The organism is Haemophilus sp. HMSC066A11 (assembly GCF_001811665.1).
GTDB lineage: Bacteria > Pseudomonadota > Gammaproteobacteria > Enterobacterales > Pasteurellaceae > Haemophilus > Haemophilus influenzae.
The window spans coordinates 66711-81358 of record NZ_KV805886.1; the positions used below are offsets into that span (position 1 = coordinate 66711).

At 36.7% G+C, this 14648-nt stretch carries 13 protein-coding genes; 7 read left to right on the forward strand and 6 right to left on the reverse strand.

Translation table 11 applies throughout. The features are described from left to right. Positions 1 to 47: 47 nt before the first annotated feature. The 4 genes from glnS to rng form a co-directional block, all read right to left on the reverse strand. Positions 48 to 1718 carry a glutamine--tRNA ligase gene (gene glnS / locus HMPREF2813_RS08120; RefSeq protein WP_041174662.1) on the reverse strand — a complete coding sequence of 557 codons (1671 nt, stop codon included), beginning with the start codon at positions 1716 to 1718 and terminating at the stop codon, positions 48 to 50. A 200-nt stretch (positions 1719 to 1918) separates the two neighbouring features. Next, complete coding sequence (locus HMPREF2813_RS09665) at positions 1919 to 2263, reverse strand: YadA-like family protein (protein ID WP_228840871.1); 345 nt, start codon at positions 2261 to 2263, stop codon at positions 1919 to 1921. After that, positions 2220 to 2477, reverse strand: coding sequence for a hypothetical protein (locus HMPREF2813_RS08130; protein ID WP_014550726.1), 258 nt, complete (start codon positions 2475 to 2477; stop codon positions 2220 to 2222). The genes HMPREF2813_RS09665 and HMPREF2813_RS08130 overlap by 44 nt, the downstream gene beginning before the upstream one ends. Positions 2478 to 2768: 291 nt before the next feature. Beyond that, complete coding sequence (rng, locus tag HMPREF2813_RS08135; RefSeq protein ID WP_005687243.1) at positions 2769 to 4244, reverse strand: ribonuclease G; 1476 nt, start codon at positions 4242 to 4244, stop codon at positions 2769 to 2771. A 114-nt stretch (positions 4245 to 4358) separates the two neighbouring features. Here rng and putP point away from each other — a divergent pair, with 114 nt between their 5' ends. Both putP and cmoB read left to right on the forward strand, forming a co-directional pair. Beyond that, positions 4359 to 5873 carry a sodium/proline symporter PutP gene (gene putP, locus HMPREF2813_RS08140; protein ID WP_014550725.1) on the forward strand — a complete coding sequence of 505 codons (1515 nt, stop codon included), beginning with the start codon at positions 4359 to 4361 and terminating at the stop codon, positions 5871 to 5873. Beyond that, the gene (gene cmoB / locus HMPREF2813_RS08145; RefSeq protein WP_014550724.1) at positions 5870 to 6835 is read left to right on the forward strand and encodes a tRNA 5-methoxyuridine(34)/uridine 5-oxyacetic acid(34) synthase CmoB; all 966 of its coding nucleotides are present in this window, start codon (positions 5870 to 5872) and stop codon (positions 6833 to 6835) included. Before putP ends, cmoB begins: the two co-directional genes overlap by 4 nt. Positions 6836 to 6877: 42 nt before the next feature. Here cmoB and cdd read toward each other — a convergent pair whose 3' ends face one another. Continuing rightward, entirely contained in the window at positions 6878 to 7756 is an 879-nt protein-coding gene (gene cdd / locus HMPREF2813_RS08150) for a cytidine deaminase (RefSeq protein WP_005650690.1), read from the reverse strand. A gap of 273 nt (positions 7757 to 8029) precedes the next feature. On the opposite strand from cdd, the gene HMPREF2813_RS08155 reads away from it, so the two are divergent. Beyond that, complete coding sequence (locus HMPREF2813_RS08155) at positions 8030 to 8512, forward strand: Dps family protein (RefSeq protein WP_005650692.1); 483 nt, start codon at positions 8030 to 8032, stop codon at positions 8510 to 8512. A gap of 571 nt (positions 8513 to 9083) precedes the next feature. Here HMPREF2813_RS08155 and pepT read toward each other — a convergent pair. Then, positions 9084 to 10322, reverse strand: a complete 1239-nt coding sequence (pepT, locus tag HMPREF2813_RS08160; RefSeq protein WP_014550723.1) for a peptidase T — start codon at positions 10320 to 10322, stop codon at positions 9084 to 9086. A 296-nt stretch (positions 10323 to 10618) separates the two neighbouring features. Between pepT and potA the strand changes: the two genes are divergently transcribed. The 4 genes from potA (at position 10619) to HMPREF2813_RS08180 (ending at position 14564) form a co-directional block, all read left to right on the forward strand. Further along, complete coding sequence (gene potA / locus HMPREF2813_RS08165; RefSeq protein WP_041174622.1) at positions 10619 to 11737, forward strand: spermidine/putrescine ABC transporter ATP-binding protein PotA; 1119 nt, start codon at positions 10619 to 10621, stop codon at positions 11735 to 11737. After that, positions 11721 to 12581: a spermidine/putrescine ABC transporter permease PotB gene (gene potB / locus HMPREF2813_RS08170; RefSeq protein ID WP_005687254.1), complete on the forward strand. Its 861-nt coding sequence runs from the start codon at positions 11721 to 11723 to the stop codon at positions 12579 to 12581. The genes potA and potB overlap by 17 nt, the downstream gene beginning before the upstream one ends. Beyond that, positions 12581 to 13351 carry a spermidine/putrescine ABC transporter permease PotC gene (gene potC / locus HMPREF2813_RS08175; RefSeq protein ID WP_048946901.1) on the forward strand — a complete coding sequence of 257 codons (771 nt, stop codon included), beginning with the start codon at positions 12581 to 12583 and terminating at the stop codon, positions 13349 to 13351. The genes potB and potC overlap by 1 nt, the downstream gene beginning before the upstream one ends. Before the next feature lie 130 nt (positions 13352 to 13481). Continuing rightward, positions 13482 to 14564, forward strand: coding sequence for an extracellular solute-binding protein (locus HMPREF2813_RS08180; RefSeq protein WP_005656809.1), 1083 nt, complete (start codon positions 13482 to 13484; stop codon positions 14562 to 14564). Positions 14565 to 14648: the final 84 nt, after the last annotated feature.

The following is a 14648-nucleotide window of genomic DNA, read 5'->3' on the forward strand; positions in this document are numbered from 1 at the left end:
GTGCGGTCAAAATCACGTTTGTTTTGACCGCACTTGGTTGATTAAAATTAGAAGCCTTCTTTTAAGCTTACTGTTAAGTTAAATACCAAATGTTCAGGTCGGCTATCTTTACTATCTGCACAGAAATAACCCTCACGTTCAAATTGGTAACCTTTCTCTGCTTCTGCATTTGCGAGGCTTTGCTCTACAAAACCTTGTTTTATCACTAAAGAATTTGGGTTTAACACGCTTTCGATATCATCTTCAGCCCCTGGATTTGGCACAGTAAATAAGCGATCATACAAACGGAATTCAGCTGGATGATTATTAACCGCAGAAACCCAATGAATGACACCTTTCACTTTACGTCCATCTGATGGATTTTTACCTAAAGTTTCAGGATCGTAAGTACAGAAAATCGTGGTGATTTCGCCACTTTCATTTTTTTCCACGCGTTCAGCTTTAATCACATAAGCGTTACGCAAGCGCACTTCTTTACCTAATACTAAACGTTTATATTGTTTGTTCGCTTCCTCACGGAAGTCAGCTCGATCAATATAAAGTTCTTTCGTAAACGGCAATTGACGCTCCCCTAATTCAGGACGATTTGGATGATTTGGGGCAGTTAAAACCGCTTCGCTTTCAAAATTTTCAATTACCACACGAACAGGATCAATCACTGCCATTGCGCGTGGTGCATTTTCATTTAAATCCTCACGAATGCAGGCTTCAAGTGCAGAATATTCCACCACGTTATCTTGTTTAGTCACACCAATACGGCGACAAAATTCACGTAACGAAGCTGGTGTATAACCACGACGGCGTAAACCTGAAATGGTTGGCATACGTGGATCGTTCCAACCATCCACGATTTCATCATTTACCAATTTCAATAATTTACGTTTAGAGGTTAAAGTGCCTTCTAAATTTAAACGTGAGAATTCATATTGATGCGGTAATGGACGCTCAATACTGATATTTTCCAATACCCAGTCATATAAACGACGGTTATCTTGGAATTCTAATGTACAGATTGAGTGTGTAATACGCTCAATGGCATCAGAGATACAGTGAGTGAAATCGTACATTGGGTAAATGCACCATTTGTCACCTGTTTGGTGATGGCTTGCAAATTTAATACGATAAATTACTGGATCACGCATGACCATAAATGGCGATGCCATATCAATTTTTGCACGTAAACTTGCTTTCCCCTCTGCAAACTCACCGTTCTTCATTTTTTCAAATAACGCTAAGTTTTCTTCAATAGTGCGGTCACGATATGGGCTGTTTTTACCCGGCTCGGTTAAGGTACCACGATATTCACGCATTTCTTCTGGAGAAAGCTCATCCACATAAGCCAAGCCTTTTTTAATCAATTCAATCGCATAGCCATAAAGCGCATCAAAATAATCAGATGCATAACGCGGTTCGCCCTCCCATTTAAAACCTAACCATTCCACATCCGCTTTGATAGAATCTACATATTCCACGTCTTCTTTTACTGGATTGGTATCGTCAAAACGTAGGTTACATAAACCTTGGTATTCTTTTGCCAAGCCAAAATTCAAGCAAATAGACTTTGCGTGACCAATATGCAAATAGCCATTCGGCTCTGGCGGAAAACGGGTATGAACGCTTTTATGTTTACCCGAAGCTAAATCTTCATCAATAATTTGGGTAATAAAATTGTGAGTGCGGGTATTTTCTGCACCCAAAGATGTCTCTGTATAGCTCATCATTTTCTCTCGTTAAAATAAAAAAATATTCGGCTATTCTATACAAATCTAAGGGAAAATAAAGGTTCATCTCCTGTTCTTGCCATAGAAATACTAGATTTAAATAAAAGATTGTAAAAATTTGCCATAAAAAACCGCCACGAAATTATCGTGGCGATGTATAAATGCACAAAGTGCGGTAAGTTTTTTGAATGTTTAGCTTACCAAACCCAGTCAGCTCCCATTTGATAGGAAATTTTGCTGTTTTTGCCTGCATTCACGGCGATACCGCTTTTTAACGTGATATTTGCTTTTGGTGTGTAGCCGACACCAATTGCCACCGCATTATTTCCAAGTGTTTTTGCGTGGTATCCTAACGCCACTGTATAATTTACAGCAGAATTATCATCTACCTGATTGCTATCTTTGCCTACTTCATTATAATAACCAGACACAGTGTGATAGACACCATACACTTTATTTCCTTGCCCAAACACCTGACTTGATGCACCTTTTACTGTATTACTCAATACCATAAACCTGTAAGTCGCCATTGCCACTGCCATAATCCTTTCCCGTTACAGTATTACTAAGCCCTACAACCACCGTGCTATTCCCCGTTAGCTCGTTATTATTTCCCACAATTAAATTATTAGTTGCGTGAGATAATTTAGGATTAGAAGTATCAGTACCTTTAACATCATTAATTTTATTGGTTTCTAAATTACCGATAATGATATTGTTATTGCTCGTACTCTCAGATGTACTAATATCTTTCATTCCAAAATTATTTGAGAAGTTGGGATTTGATGTAGTGGAGGGAGGCGTATCAGCTAAAGCTGGATTAGTGAATATTCCACCAATAATGGAGAGAGCCGTAGTTATTGTGCAAGATGGGAAGAAAAGACTAGTGTTGTTTGTTTACAGAATTATATAAAAACATATTATATCCTCACTATATTAAATAAAAGCTGCCTAATTCTACATCATATAGATTAAGATATAAATTTTATAAATAAAAAGTGCGGTAAAAATCTCAAAAATTTTTACCGCACTTTGTTGAAGTAGAATTTACATAACTACCACATCAAACTGTTCTTGGTTATAAAACTGTTCTGTTTTTACTTTTACTCGTTTTCCAATAAACATTTCCACTTCTGGCAGTAAACCGTGAGATTCTTCATTAATAAGATATTCTGAAACTGCTGGCGAGGCATAAACAACAAATTGTTCACTACTGAATAAATGATACACCCGAATAATTTCACGCATAATTTCGTAGCAAACTGTCTCAACAGTTTTCACCCGACCACGTCCATGACAAGTTGGACATTCATCGCATAGCACGTGTTCAAGGCTTTCGCGGGTTCTTTTACGAGTCATTTCTACAAGGCCTAATTGCGTAAAGCCATTCACATTAGTTTTCATACGATCTTTAGAAAGCGCATCACATAAAGATTGCAATACTCGATTGCGATGTTCATCTGTTTGCATATCAATAAAATCAATAATGATTATGCCACCAAGATTACGTAGTTGTAATTGCTGCGCAATGGCTTTAGTTGCTTCAATATTGGTATTGAAGATGGTTTCTTCTAGATTACGATGCCCCACAAATGCGCCTGTATTAATATCAATGGTGGTCATGGCTTCTGTTTGCTCGATAATTAAATAGCCACCCGATTTGAGATTAACACGTTTATCTAAGGCTGTTTGGATCGCATTTTCAACCCCATACACATCAAAGATAGGTTGATTGCCAGAATAAAGAACAAGTTTATCGCTTAATTCAGGCATAAATTCATCGGTAAACTCTTTCACTTCGCCAAAACAAAGTTTAGAGTCGATACGAATTTTTTCTAAGTTTGTGCCGATAAAATCACGCAAAATGCGTTGCGGAAGTGCTGGCTCACCGTAAATTTTTGATTTGGTTGGATATTTAGATTTACGTTCTAAAACTTTACGCCATAAGCGTTTTAAAAATTCAGCGTCTTGACGTAATTCTTCTTCGCTTGCCCCTTCTGTGGCGGTACGGATAATAAAACCGCCGAGTTCATCACAAAAAGGTTCAACCAACGCTTTTAAACGGGTGCGTTCTTCTTCGCTTTCAATGCGTTGTGAAACACCTACGTGGCTATTTTCTGGCATAAAAACAAGATAACGTGATGGCAATGTGATATCCGTTGTTAAACGCGCGCCTTTTGTACCAAGGGGATCTTTTACCACTTGTACAACAATATCCTGCCCTTCTCGTACTAATTCTGAAATGCTCTTAACTTTAAATTGCTTTTGTTCATTTTCATCTACACATTCCGTGTGAGATACAATATCAGCGGCGTGTAAAAAAGCCGCTTTTTCCAAACCAATATCAACAAAAGCCGACTGCATTCCTGGTAACACTCGAGTGACACGACCTTTATAAATATTTCCGACAATTCCTCGTTTAGCTTGGCGTTCAATATGCACTTCGCGCAACATTCCTGTTTCGACTAGCGCAATGCGTGTTTCGTTAGGCGTTACGTTCATCAATAACTCGACAGAATCCATTTTATATTCCTAATTTCTTAAATTTCATCAAATATTTAGTCTAAATAGAATAATAGCCCGAAATAAGGTAAAATGCACCCTTTCTGAAATTTTAACCTATTTTGGACTGATATAATGTTTGGATTCGACCCAACTCTTATTACTTTTACTATTTATATTTTCGGGATGTTGCTGATTGGCGTACTCGCCTATTATTACACGAATAATTTATCAGATTACATTCTCGGTGGACGTCGTTTAGGCAGTTTTGTGACCGCAATGTCTGCAGGTGCTTCAGATATGTCTGGTTGGCTTTTAATGGGCTTACCTGGTGCGGTATATTTATCAGGCTTAGTTGAAGGCTGGATTGCTATTGGTTTAACTATCGGGGCTTATTTTAACTGGCTTTTAGTGGCTGGTCGTTTGCGTGTTTATACAGAATTAAATAATAACGCGCTCACTCTCCCAGAATATTTTCACAATCGTTTTGGTTCATCACACAAATTATTAAAACTTGTTTCTGCTACGATTATTTTAGTGTTTTTTACTATTTATTGTGCTTCTGGTGTCGTGGCTGGCGCAAAATTATTCCAAAATATATTTTCTGTGGAATATTCCACCGCACTTTGGTACGGCGCAGCGGCAACCATTGCTTACACGTTCATCGGAGGTTTCCTCGCGGTAAGCTGGACAGATACCATTCAAGCCACATTAATGATTTTTGCATTAATTTTAACCCCTGTTTTTGTGTTATTGAGTTTCGCCGATACCGCTCAATTTTCCGCAGTACTAGAACAAGCTGAGGCTGCCATAAATAAAGATTTCACGGATTTATTTACTTCTACCACACCACTTGGTTTATTAAGTCTTGCGGCTTGGGGATTAGGCTATTTCGGGCAACCGCATATTTTAGCACGCTTTATGGCTGCGGATTCTGTCAAATCACTTATCAAAGCACGCCGTATTAGTATGACATGGATGGTGCTTTGCTTAGGAGGCGCAATTGGCATTGGCTTATTCGCTATTCCGTATTTCTTTGCCAATCCAGCTATTGCAGGCACAGTCAATAATGAACCAGAGCAAGTATTTATTGAATTAGCTAAACTTTTATTTAATCCTTGGATCGCGGGCATATTACTTTCCGCTATTTTAGCCGCTGTAATGAGTACATTAAGTGCTCAATTATTAATTTCTTCAAGCTCAATCACAGAAGATTTCTACAAAGGTTTTATTCGCCCTAACGCATCTGAAAAAGAGCTCGTATGGCTTGGAAGAATTATGGTGTTGGTTATTGCCGCACTTGCTATCTGGATCGCACAAGATGAAAACAGCAAAGTATTAAAACTTGTAGAATTTGCTTGGGCTGGTTTTGGTAGTGCATTTGGCCCAGTTGTACTTTTCTCTCTTTTCTGGAAACGAATGACATCATCGGGCGCAATGGCGGGTATGCTTGTAGGCGCAGTAACAGTATTTGCTTGGAAAGAAGTTGTTCCAGCGGATACTGATTGGTTTAAAGTATATGAAATGATCCCAGGCTTTGCTTTCGCCAGCCTTGCAATTATTGTTATTTCATTACTTTCCAATAAACCAGAACAAGATATTCTTAATACCTTTGATAAAGCAGAAAAGGCTTATAAGGAAGCAAAATGATCGACTTTCGCCCTTTTTATCAACAAATTGCTACTACAAATTTATCAGACTGGTTAGAGACCTTACCACTCCAATTGAAAGAATGGGAAACTCAAACTCATGGCGATTATGCGAAATGGAGCAAAATTGTTGATTTTCTACCAGATTTACATGCTGATGAAATCGATCTAAAAAGTGCGGTGAAATCTGACCGCACTTCTCCCCTTTCAGAAGGTGAAAAACAACGAATTATCCATCATTTAAAACAATTAATGCCGTGGCGAAAAGGGCCTTATCATCTTTTCGGCATTCATGTAGATTGTGAATGGCGTTCAGATTTTAAATGGGATCGTGTTCTTCCTCACTTGTCCCCCTTGCAAGGTCGCACTATTTTAGACGTGGGTTGTGGCAGCGGTTATCATATGTGGAGAATGGTAGGCGAAGGCGCAAAAATGGTGGTCGGGATTGATCCTACCGAGCTTTTCCTTTGCCAATTTGAAGCCGTACGCAAACTGCTTAATAATGATCGTCGAGCAAATCTTATCCCACTTGGTATTGAGCAAATGCAACCATTAGCAGCATTTGACACTGTATTTTCAATGGGCGTACTCTATCATCGTAAATCCCCATTAGATCATTTAAGCCAATTGAAAAATCAATTGGTAAAAGGTGGCGAATTGGTATTAGAAACATTAGTAGTGGATGGCGATGTAAATACTGTGCTCGTACCAGCAGATCGCTATGCAAAAATGAAAAATGTTTATTTTATCCCCTCTGTCGCCGCACTAATTAACTGGCTAGAAAAAGTTGGCTTTACCAACGTACGTTGCGTGGATGTAGCGACAACTACATTAGAAGAACAGCGTAAAACTGATTGGTTGGAAAATGAAAGCCTGATTGATTTTTTAGATTCAAATGATCACAGTAAAACCATTGAAGGCTATCAAGCACCGAAAAGAGCGGTAATTTTAGCAAATAAATAAAAAAGGAAATTATTTCCTTTTTATTTTACTTGCGTTTCATATTTACAAAGAATAATACTCTAATTCTACTGAAGTTAATGTGGATAATAAGGTTTCAGCCATCGTTTTATGGCTCAATTTTAATGCTTTTTCAGCCATCACAATTCGCTCAATATCACTCAATTTTTTATCATTTAAATACGCAAAATTAAGTGCGGTTTGCAACGCTGGCAAACTCGGATTAAATGCGGCGTTTTCTGCATAACGTCCTGTCACCACATCACCATTTTTAAATAAAATCGCAATGCCGTGCGGACTATTTGAATAAGGACAATGAGATTGATTTGCCGCTAAAATAGCTTGATTAACCAAATCATCTTGATGATCAGCAACTAAATCATGATTTTCTTCCGCCAAAAGATGCGCTGCAATATCGAGATCTTTTGGCCCAAACGCATCCGGTAAATAAGAATGTAATGGATTATTTTGGCTATGCGGCAAATGAATTGAAATTTTTTCAGCACCGTGCAATTCATTCATAAATTGACGACAATGTCCGCACGGCGTGTAATTGACCACCATATCTGAAATACGGCGTTCATTACGCAACCAAGCGTGAGAAATTGCACTTTGTTCCGCGTGAATCGTTTGCTGAATGGCTGAATTAGCAAATTCTTGATTCGCGCCGAAATAAAAATCCCCTTGTTCGCCAATAGCAATTGCCCCCACATTAAAATGAGAAATAGCAGTATGACTATAACTTGCAGCAAGTGGCAACAAGTGCATAGCCAATTTTAGTGGGGTAAGTTCAAAATTATGACAAAGCTGCTGCACTTGGGAATAATTTAAAAAACCAGCCCAATTTTGTGAACGAAGTTCATTCACAATAGCTTGATTAAGTGCATCATCTTGTGGCAAGGTGCGCTTAATAAGTTCTTGCATAACATATCCTTAGAAAAAATATTAAAAATTATCACTGTACTTATTAAATCAAAATTTATTGTTAGCTGCGATAGTTTGATTAAATATTCATTAAAACTGTGATCTTGATCACTTATTTGATAGCTTCTATTTATTACAATTTCTTAACAAATAAGGTTAAGACTATCAATTATATTGAATAGAACAATTTCACTTCAAATTATAGAAACGTATAATACCCATATCAAAGGGAGGGCATTAGCTCAATTATTCAACTAGAAAAAGGAAATTATTATGTCAAAAACATCAATCGGACTAGATAAAGTTCAATCAGCAGAATTAGCCGATAAACTTAACGAATTACTTGCAACCTACCAAGTTTTCTATACTAATGTGCGGGGCTACCACTGGAATATTAAAGGCGTAAACTTCTTTGCATTACACGCAAAATTTGAAGAAATTTATACTAATTTAGTTGCTAGAGTAGATGAGGTGGCTGAACGTATTTTAACTTTAGGTTACACACCAAATAATGCTTACAGCCAATACTTAAAAATATCTCGAATTAAAGAAGATATTGCAGTAAGTGAGGCACAAGAATGTTTATCAGGCACATTACAAGGTCTAAAAACATTACTAGATCAACAACGTGAAATTCTTGCTTTTGCAAATAACGCTAATGATGAAGGTACTGCATCACAAATGAGTGACTATATTAAAGAACAAGAAAAATTAGTATGGATGTTCCAAGCAGCTTGCCAAACTTGCCATAATTAATGAATAAATTTCAACGCTAACGAAAACTAACCTGCAATTAATCTAACTCAATAAAGTTAGATTAATTTAATTTGTCTAAGATCAAATTTGATCTAGCAAATTACCTCAAAAGTAAGAGTTTCCTATTTAGAATAGGAATGTCAAATTCAGTCTGAATAAAGGAAACTCTTATACCTATTATTCACAGTGATCTCTTTAAACTAATTTAGTTAATTTAGCCACTAAATTTAACGTTTTTTAAATCAGTAAATAAATCTATAGAAATAAATATTGTAGAGCGTTAAAAATTGTGATTATTAACTATTTTTTTAGTTGATAAAATATATTCTTGAGAATTTAGAGTTAAATTAATAGGATAAAAAATAATTTAAAATGAAGAAATATTAAATTTGTTAGCTATTTTATTATTTCTTGTCCAATTAGATAAAAAAAGCCTCTAAATAATTAGGGGCATTAAAAAGGAATTTATGAATAAAATCTCTAAAGTTTAGCTTTATCAAAGGAATCTCGATAAAACGCCACCATTATATTGAGTAATCTAAAGAATAGCAATAAAAATCTTTACATTTCTTTACAAATCTTTACATTTCAGCATTTCGATAATTACTTGGACAGTATTTTCCATGCCTTGTAAAGAAACCAACTCGTGTTTACTATGGAAATTATAGCCGCCAGTAAAAATATTTGGGCATGCTAAACCTTTAGAGGCTAAAAATGCCCCATCTGTACCGCCTCGAATCGGCTTATGATTTGGTTTAATTCCCACCGCTTTCATTGCGCGATCAGCAAGTTCAATTGATTGAGGAACGTTTTTTACCACATCATACATATTTTGGTAGCTATCTTGAATTTCTAACTCTATAGGCTTTTTCAAACCTTTTTTAGCATTAAATTTTTCCACCTGATTTTTAATAAAAGCTTTTCTTTGTGCGAAATTCTGTTCGTCAAAATCACGAATCAAATAGGTAAGCTCTACTTGCTCAATATCGCCAAAAAAATCTTCTAAATGATAAAAGCCCGCTTTCCCATCGGTTTTTTCTGGTACTTCATCAACAGGAAAAACTTGCTGAAATTCACAAGCTAAAGTCAGCGCATTCAGCATTTTTCCTTTTGCATAACCTGTGTGAATATTTCGCCCGAAAAACCGCACTTTTGCCGTTGCAGCATTAAAGTTTTCGTATTCTAATTCCCCTACTTCTCCCCCATCAATGGTATATGCCCAATCACAGGAAAACTTTTCCATTGGGAAATAATGGATTCCCAAACCAATTTCTTCATCAGGCGTAAAAGCAACACGAATATTGCAATGGGGAATATTCTCTTTTTGAAGAATGGAAAGTGCGGTCATAATTTCTGCAATTCCTGCCTTATTATCCGCCCCAAGCAAAGTGGTTCCATCAGTAACAATAAGCGTTTGTCCGACTAATTTTTGCATAAAAGAATAATAAACAGGGCTAATAAATTCCTCGCCAATACCTAATGCAATATCTCCGCCACGATATTCTTCTATCACTTCTGGGCGTACATTTTTACCACTACATTGCGGAGATGTATCAAGATGCGCAACTAAACCAATGGTTTTCGTTAAGTTAGGATCATTAGCGGGTAAAAATGCTGTTACCACTGCATATTTACTTACTTCAACATTCTCCAAACCAAATTGGATTAATTCTTTTTGTAACTGCATGGCTAACTTCATTTGCCCAACAGAGCTGGGGGAATGCTTCGCATTAGGTTTTGATTGGGTGTGAAAAGACACATAATGTAAAAATCGTTCTAAAAGTTCTGTTTTATCTATTTGAGAAATCATATTCTCGCTCCTTTTAAAAATATCTTTTTTAGTTTAACGAGAAAAATAGAAAACATCTTGATATATAACAATATTTATAAAATTAACGAAGTAAAATTCATCAAAAGTGCGGTTAAATTTCTCGTTATTTTTATGAACGGCGGTTTTTTTACTTTCTAAGGTATTAAGTCCTTTTCATTATTAACAATTCACTATATCATAGGCGTCTATTTTTATATGTCGCCCCTGCAGTCTTGCAGGTTTTATTTCTACTCAGTACCAAATCATTGGTGAAATTAGGGAGAAAACCAAAGCTAGTGGAAAATCAGCCTCAAAACAATCCTATTATTGAGCTTCGTTCAATCAAAAAATCCTATGGTTCTAACACCATTATTAACGATTTCAATCTTGCAATTAATAACGGTGAGTTTGTCACTATTCTTGGCCCCTCAGGCTGTGGTAAGACCACAGTTTTACGATTACTTGCAGGCTTAGAAGAATTGGATTCAGGTAGCATTATTTTAGATGGTGAAGATATCACCAATGTACCAGCGGAAAAACGTCATATTAATACGGTATTCCAAAGCTATGCGCTATTTCCACATATGACAATTTTTGAGAACGTGGCTTTTGGTTTGCGTATGCAAAAAGTACCAAATGAGGAAATTAAACCGCGTGTTTTAGAAGCCTTGCGTATGGTACAACTAGAAGAAATGGCTGATCGTAAGCCAACTCAACTTTCTGGCGGACAACAACAACGTATTGCTATCGCTCGTGCCGTAGTAAATAAACCAAAAGTGTTGTTACTTGATGAGTCTTTATCTGCATTGGATTACAAATTGCGTAAACAAATGCAACAAGAACTCAAAATGTTACAACGTCAGCTTGGCATTACCTTTATTTTTGTCACCCACGATCAAGAAGAAGCAATTACAATGTCTGATCGTATCGTGTTATTACGTAAAGGTAAAATCGCACAGGATGGTTCTCCACGTGAAATCTATGAAGATCCAGCTAACTTATTCGTTGCTCGTTTCATTGGCGAAATTAACGTATTTGAAGCCACTGTGATTGAACGAAAATCAGAACAAGTTGTACTGGCAAATGTTGAAGGTCGTATTTGTGATATTTATACGGATATGCCTGTGGAAAAAGATCAAAAACTTCAAGTACTCCTTCGCCCTGAAGATATTGTGATTGAAGAATTAGATGAAAATGAACATTCTAAAGCAATTATCGGTCATATTATTGACCGCACTTATAAAGGAATGACATTAGAATCAACGGTAGAGTTTGATCATAACGGAATGCGTGTCCTTGTAAGTGAATTCTTTAATGAAGATGATCCACATATGGATCATAGCATAGGACAACGCGTAGGTATCACATGGCACGAAGGCTGGGAGGTTGTACTCAACGATGAAGATAATCAATAATAAATTCCAGAAAATTACTGTTGCGATTATCTTCAGTTGGCTAATCTTCTTTGTGCTGATTCCAAACTTATTGGTACTTGCCGTAAGTTTTCTGACTCGAGATGGTAGCAACTTTTATGCATTCCCAATTACTATTGAAAACTATACAAACTTGTTTAATCCGCTTTATGCACAAGTTGTGTGGAATTCATTGTCTATGTCGGGCATCGCCACCATTATTTGCTTACTAATAGGTTATCCATTTGCTTTTATGATGAGTAAAATTCATCCTAAATATCGACCGCTCTTATTGTTCCTTGTGGTTTTACCATTTTGGACAAACTCGTTAATTCGTATTTATGGAATGAAAGTGTTTCTTGGCGTGAAAGGCATACTTAACACGATGTTAATTGATATGGGAATTTTGAGTGCGCCAATTCGTATTTTGAATACCGAAATTGCGGTAATCATTGGCTTAGTTTATTTACTATTGCCATTTATGATTTTGCCACTCTACTCTGCCATTGAAAAACTAGATCATCGTTTATTAGAAGCAGCACGAGACTTAGGCGCAAATACGTTCCAACGTTTCTTCCGAGTGATTTTACCATTAACTATGCCAGGCATTATCGCAGGTTGTTTATTGGTATTATTACCAGCAATGGGAATGTTCTATGTAGCAGACCTACTCGGTGGAGCAAAAGTCTTGCTTGTTGGTAACGTAATTAAGAGCGAATTCTTAATTTCTCGTAACTGGCCATTTGGTTCTGCAATCAGTATTGGTTTAACTGTTCTAATGGCATTGTTGATTTTCGTGTACTACCGAGCAAACAAACTATTAAATAAGAAAGTGGAGTTAGAATAATGAGTCGTTTACTACGTAATGCATTTATGTTTGTGGTATACGCTTATTTGTATATCCCAATTATTATTTTAGTCACTAATTCCTTTAACAAAGATCGTTATGGTTTGAGTTGGAAAGGTTTTAGCTGGAACTGGTACGAGCGTTTATTTAATAGCGACACCTTAATACAAGCTGCGATTCATTCGGTAACTATTGCATTTTTTGCGGCTACCCTAGCTACTATTGTAGGTGGATTAACTGCAATCGCACTTTATCGCTATCGATTCCGCGGTAAACAAGCAGTAAGCGGTATGCTATTTATCGTTATGATGTCTCCAGATATTGTAATGGCAGTATCTTTACTTGCATTATTTATGGTTGTGGGTATTTCATTGGGCTTCTGGTCTTTACTACTTGCCCACGTAACTTTCTGTTTACCGTATGTGACCGTAACTATCTTCTCTCGCTTAAATGGCTTTGATTCCAGAATGTTAGAAGCGGCGAAAGACTTAGGTGCAAGCGAAGTGACGATTTTACGTAAAATTATCCTTCCTTTAGCATTACCTGCAGTTGTATCTGGTTGGTTATTAAGTTTCACTATTTCATTAGATGATGTTGTGGTTTCATCATTTGTCAGTGGTGTAAGTTATGAAATCTTACCATTGAGAATATTCTCTCTAGTGAAAACTGGTGTAACACCTGAAGTTAATGCTTTAGCAACGATTATGATCGTGCTTTCATTAGCTCTTGTCGTTTTAAGCCAGCTAATTACACGAAAAAATAACCATTAATTAACAAAAGGTTTCACAAACCTTTGAATTTAAAATAGAATACGCCTTGACGCACAATCAAGGCGTTTTTTTATGCCTGTCATTCGACAGGTGGTTTTTTTACGACTCTTTAACAGGAGAACAAACAAAAATGAAAAAATTTGCAGGTTTAATTACTGCCAGCTTCGTAGCTGCAACTTTAACCGCTTGCAACGATAAAGATGCTAAGCAAGAAACTGCAAAAGCTACGGCTGCTGCTAATGACACTGTGTATCTCTACACTTGGACAGAATATGTCCCAGATGGTCTTTTAGATGAGTTTACTAAAGAAACTGGCATCAAAGTTATCGTTTCAAGCCTAGAATCAAACGAAACAATGTACGCTAAACTCAAAACTCAAGGCGAGTCTGGTGGCTATGATGTTATCGCACCTTCTAACTACTTCGTTTCTAAAATGGCACGCGAAGGAATGTTAAAAGAACTTGATCACAGCAAATTACCTGTTCTTAAAGAATTAGATCCTGATTGGCTCAATAAACCTTATGATAAAGGTAACAAATACTCTCTTCCGCAACTTTTAGGTGCACCGGGTATCGCATTCAATACCAACACTTACAAAGGCGAAGAATTCACTTCTTGGGCAGACTTATGGAAACCTGAATTTGCAAACAAAGTTCAATTATTAGACGATGCGCGCGAAGTATTCAACATCGCTTTATTGAAAATTGGTCAAGATCCAAATACTCAAGATCCAGCCATTATCAAACAAGCCTATGAAGAATTATTGAAATTACGTCCAAATGTACTTTCTTTCAATTCCGATAACCCAGCTAACTCGTTCATCTCAGGCGAAGTGGAAGTGGGTCAATTATGGAATGGTTCGGTACGTATTGCTAAAAAAGAAAAAGCACCTTTAAATATGGTATTCCCAAAAGAGGGTCCTGTACTTTGGGTTGATACTCTTGCAATTCCTGCAACAGCTAAAAATTCTGAAGGCGCACACAAGCTGATTAACTACATGTTAGGGAAAAAAACAGCTGAAAAATTAACCTTAGCTATCGGTTACCCAACCTCAAATATTGAAGCGAAAAAAGCATTACCAAAAGAAATCACTGAAGATCCAGCGATTTATCCGTCAGCTGATATATTAAAAAATAGTCACTGGCAAGATGACGTTGGCGATGCAATTCAATTCTATGAACAATATTATCAAGAATTAAAAGCAGCAAAATAATTGGTCAATTAGCAAAGAATTAAAATCTGATTCTGTGCAATATTTCCTCTAAATAAAAACGCCCTTTCGGGCGTTATTTTTTAA

Bases quoted from the DNA above. Each gene is read 5' to 3' on its own strand.
- glnS (WP_041174662.1), bottom strand. From the start codon at position 1,718: ATGAGCTATACAGAGACATCTTTGGGTGCAGAAAATACCCGCACTCAC.
- HMPREF2813_RS09665 (WP_228840871.1), bottom strand. From the start codon at position 2,263: ATGGCAGTGGCAATGGCGACTTACAGGTTTATGGTATTGAGTAATACA.
- HMPREF2813_RS08130 (WP_014550726.1), bottom strand. From the start codon at position 2,477: ATGAAAGATATTAGTACATCTGAGAGTACGAGCAATAACAATATCATT.
- rng (WP_005687243.1), bottom strand. From the start codon at position 4,244: ATGGATTCTGTCGAGTTATTGATGAACGTAACGCCTAACGAAACACGC.
- putP (WP_014550725.1), top strand. From the start codon at position 4,359: ATGTTTGGATTCGACCCAACTCTTATTACTTTTACTATTTATATTTTC.
- cmoB (WP_014550724.1), top strand. From the start codon at position 5,870: ATGATCGACTTTCGCCCTTTTTATCAACAAATTGCTACTACAAATTTA.
- cdd (WP_005650690.1), bottom strand. From the start codon at position 7,756: ATGCAAGAACTTATTAAGCGCACCTTGCCACAAGATGATGCACTTAAT.
- HMPREF2813_RS08155 (WP_005650692.1), top strand. From the start codon at position 8,030: ATGTCAAAAACATCAATCGGACTAGATAAAGTTCAATCAGCAGAATTA.
- pepT (WP_014550723.1), bottom strand. From the start codon at position 10,322: ATGATTTCTCAAATAGATAAAACAGAACTTTTAGAACGATTTTTACAT.
- potB (WP_005687254.1), top strand. From the start codon at position 11,721: ATGAAGATAATCAATAATAAATTCCAGAAAATTACTGTTGCGATTATC.
- potC (WP_048946901.1), top strand. From the start codon at position 12,581: ATGAGTCGTTTACTACGTAATGCATTTATGTTTGTGGTATACGCTTAT.
- HMPREF2813_RS08180 (WP_005656809.1), top strand. From the start codon at position 13,482: ATGAAAAAATTTGCAGGTTTAATTACTGCCAGCTTCGTAGCTGCAACT.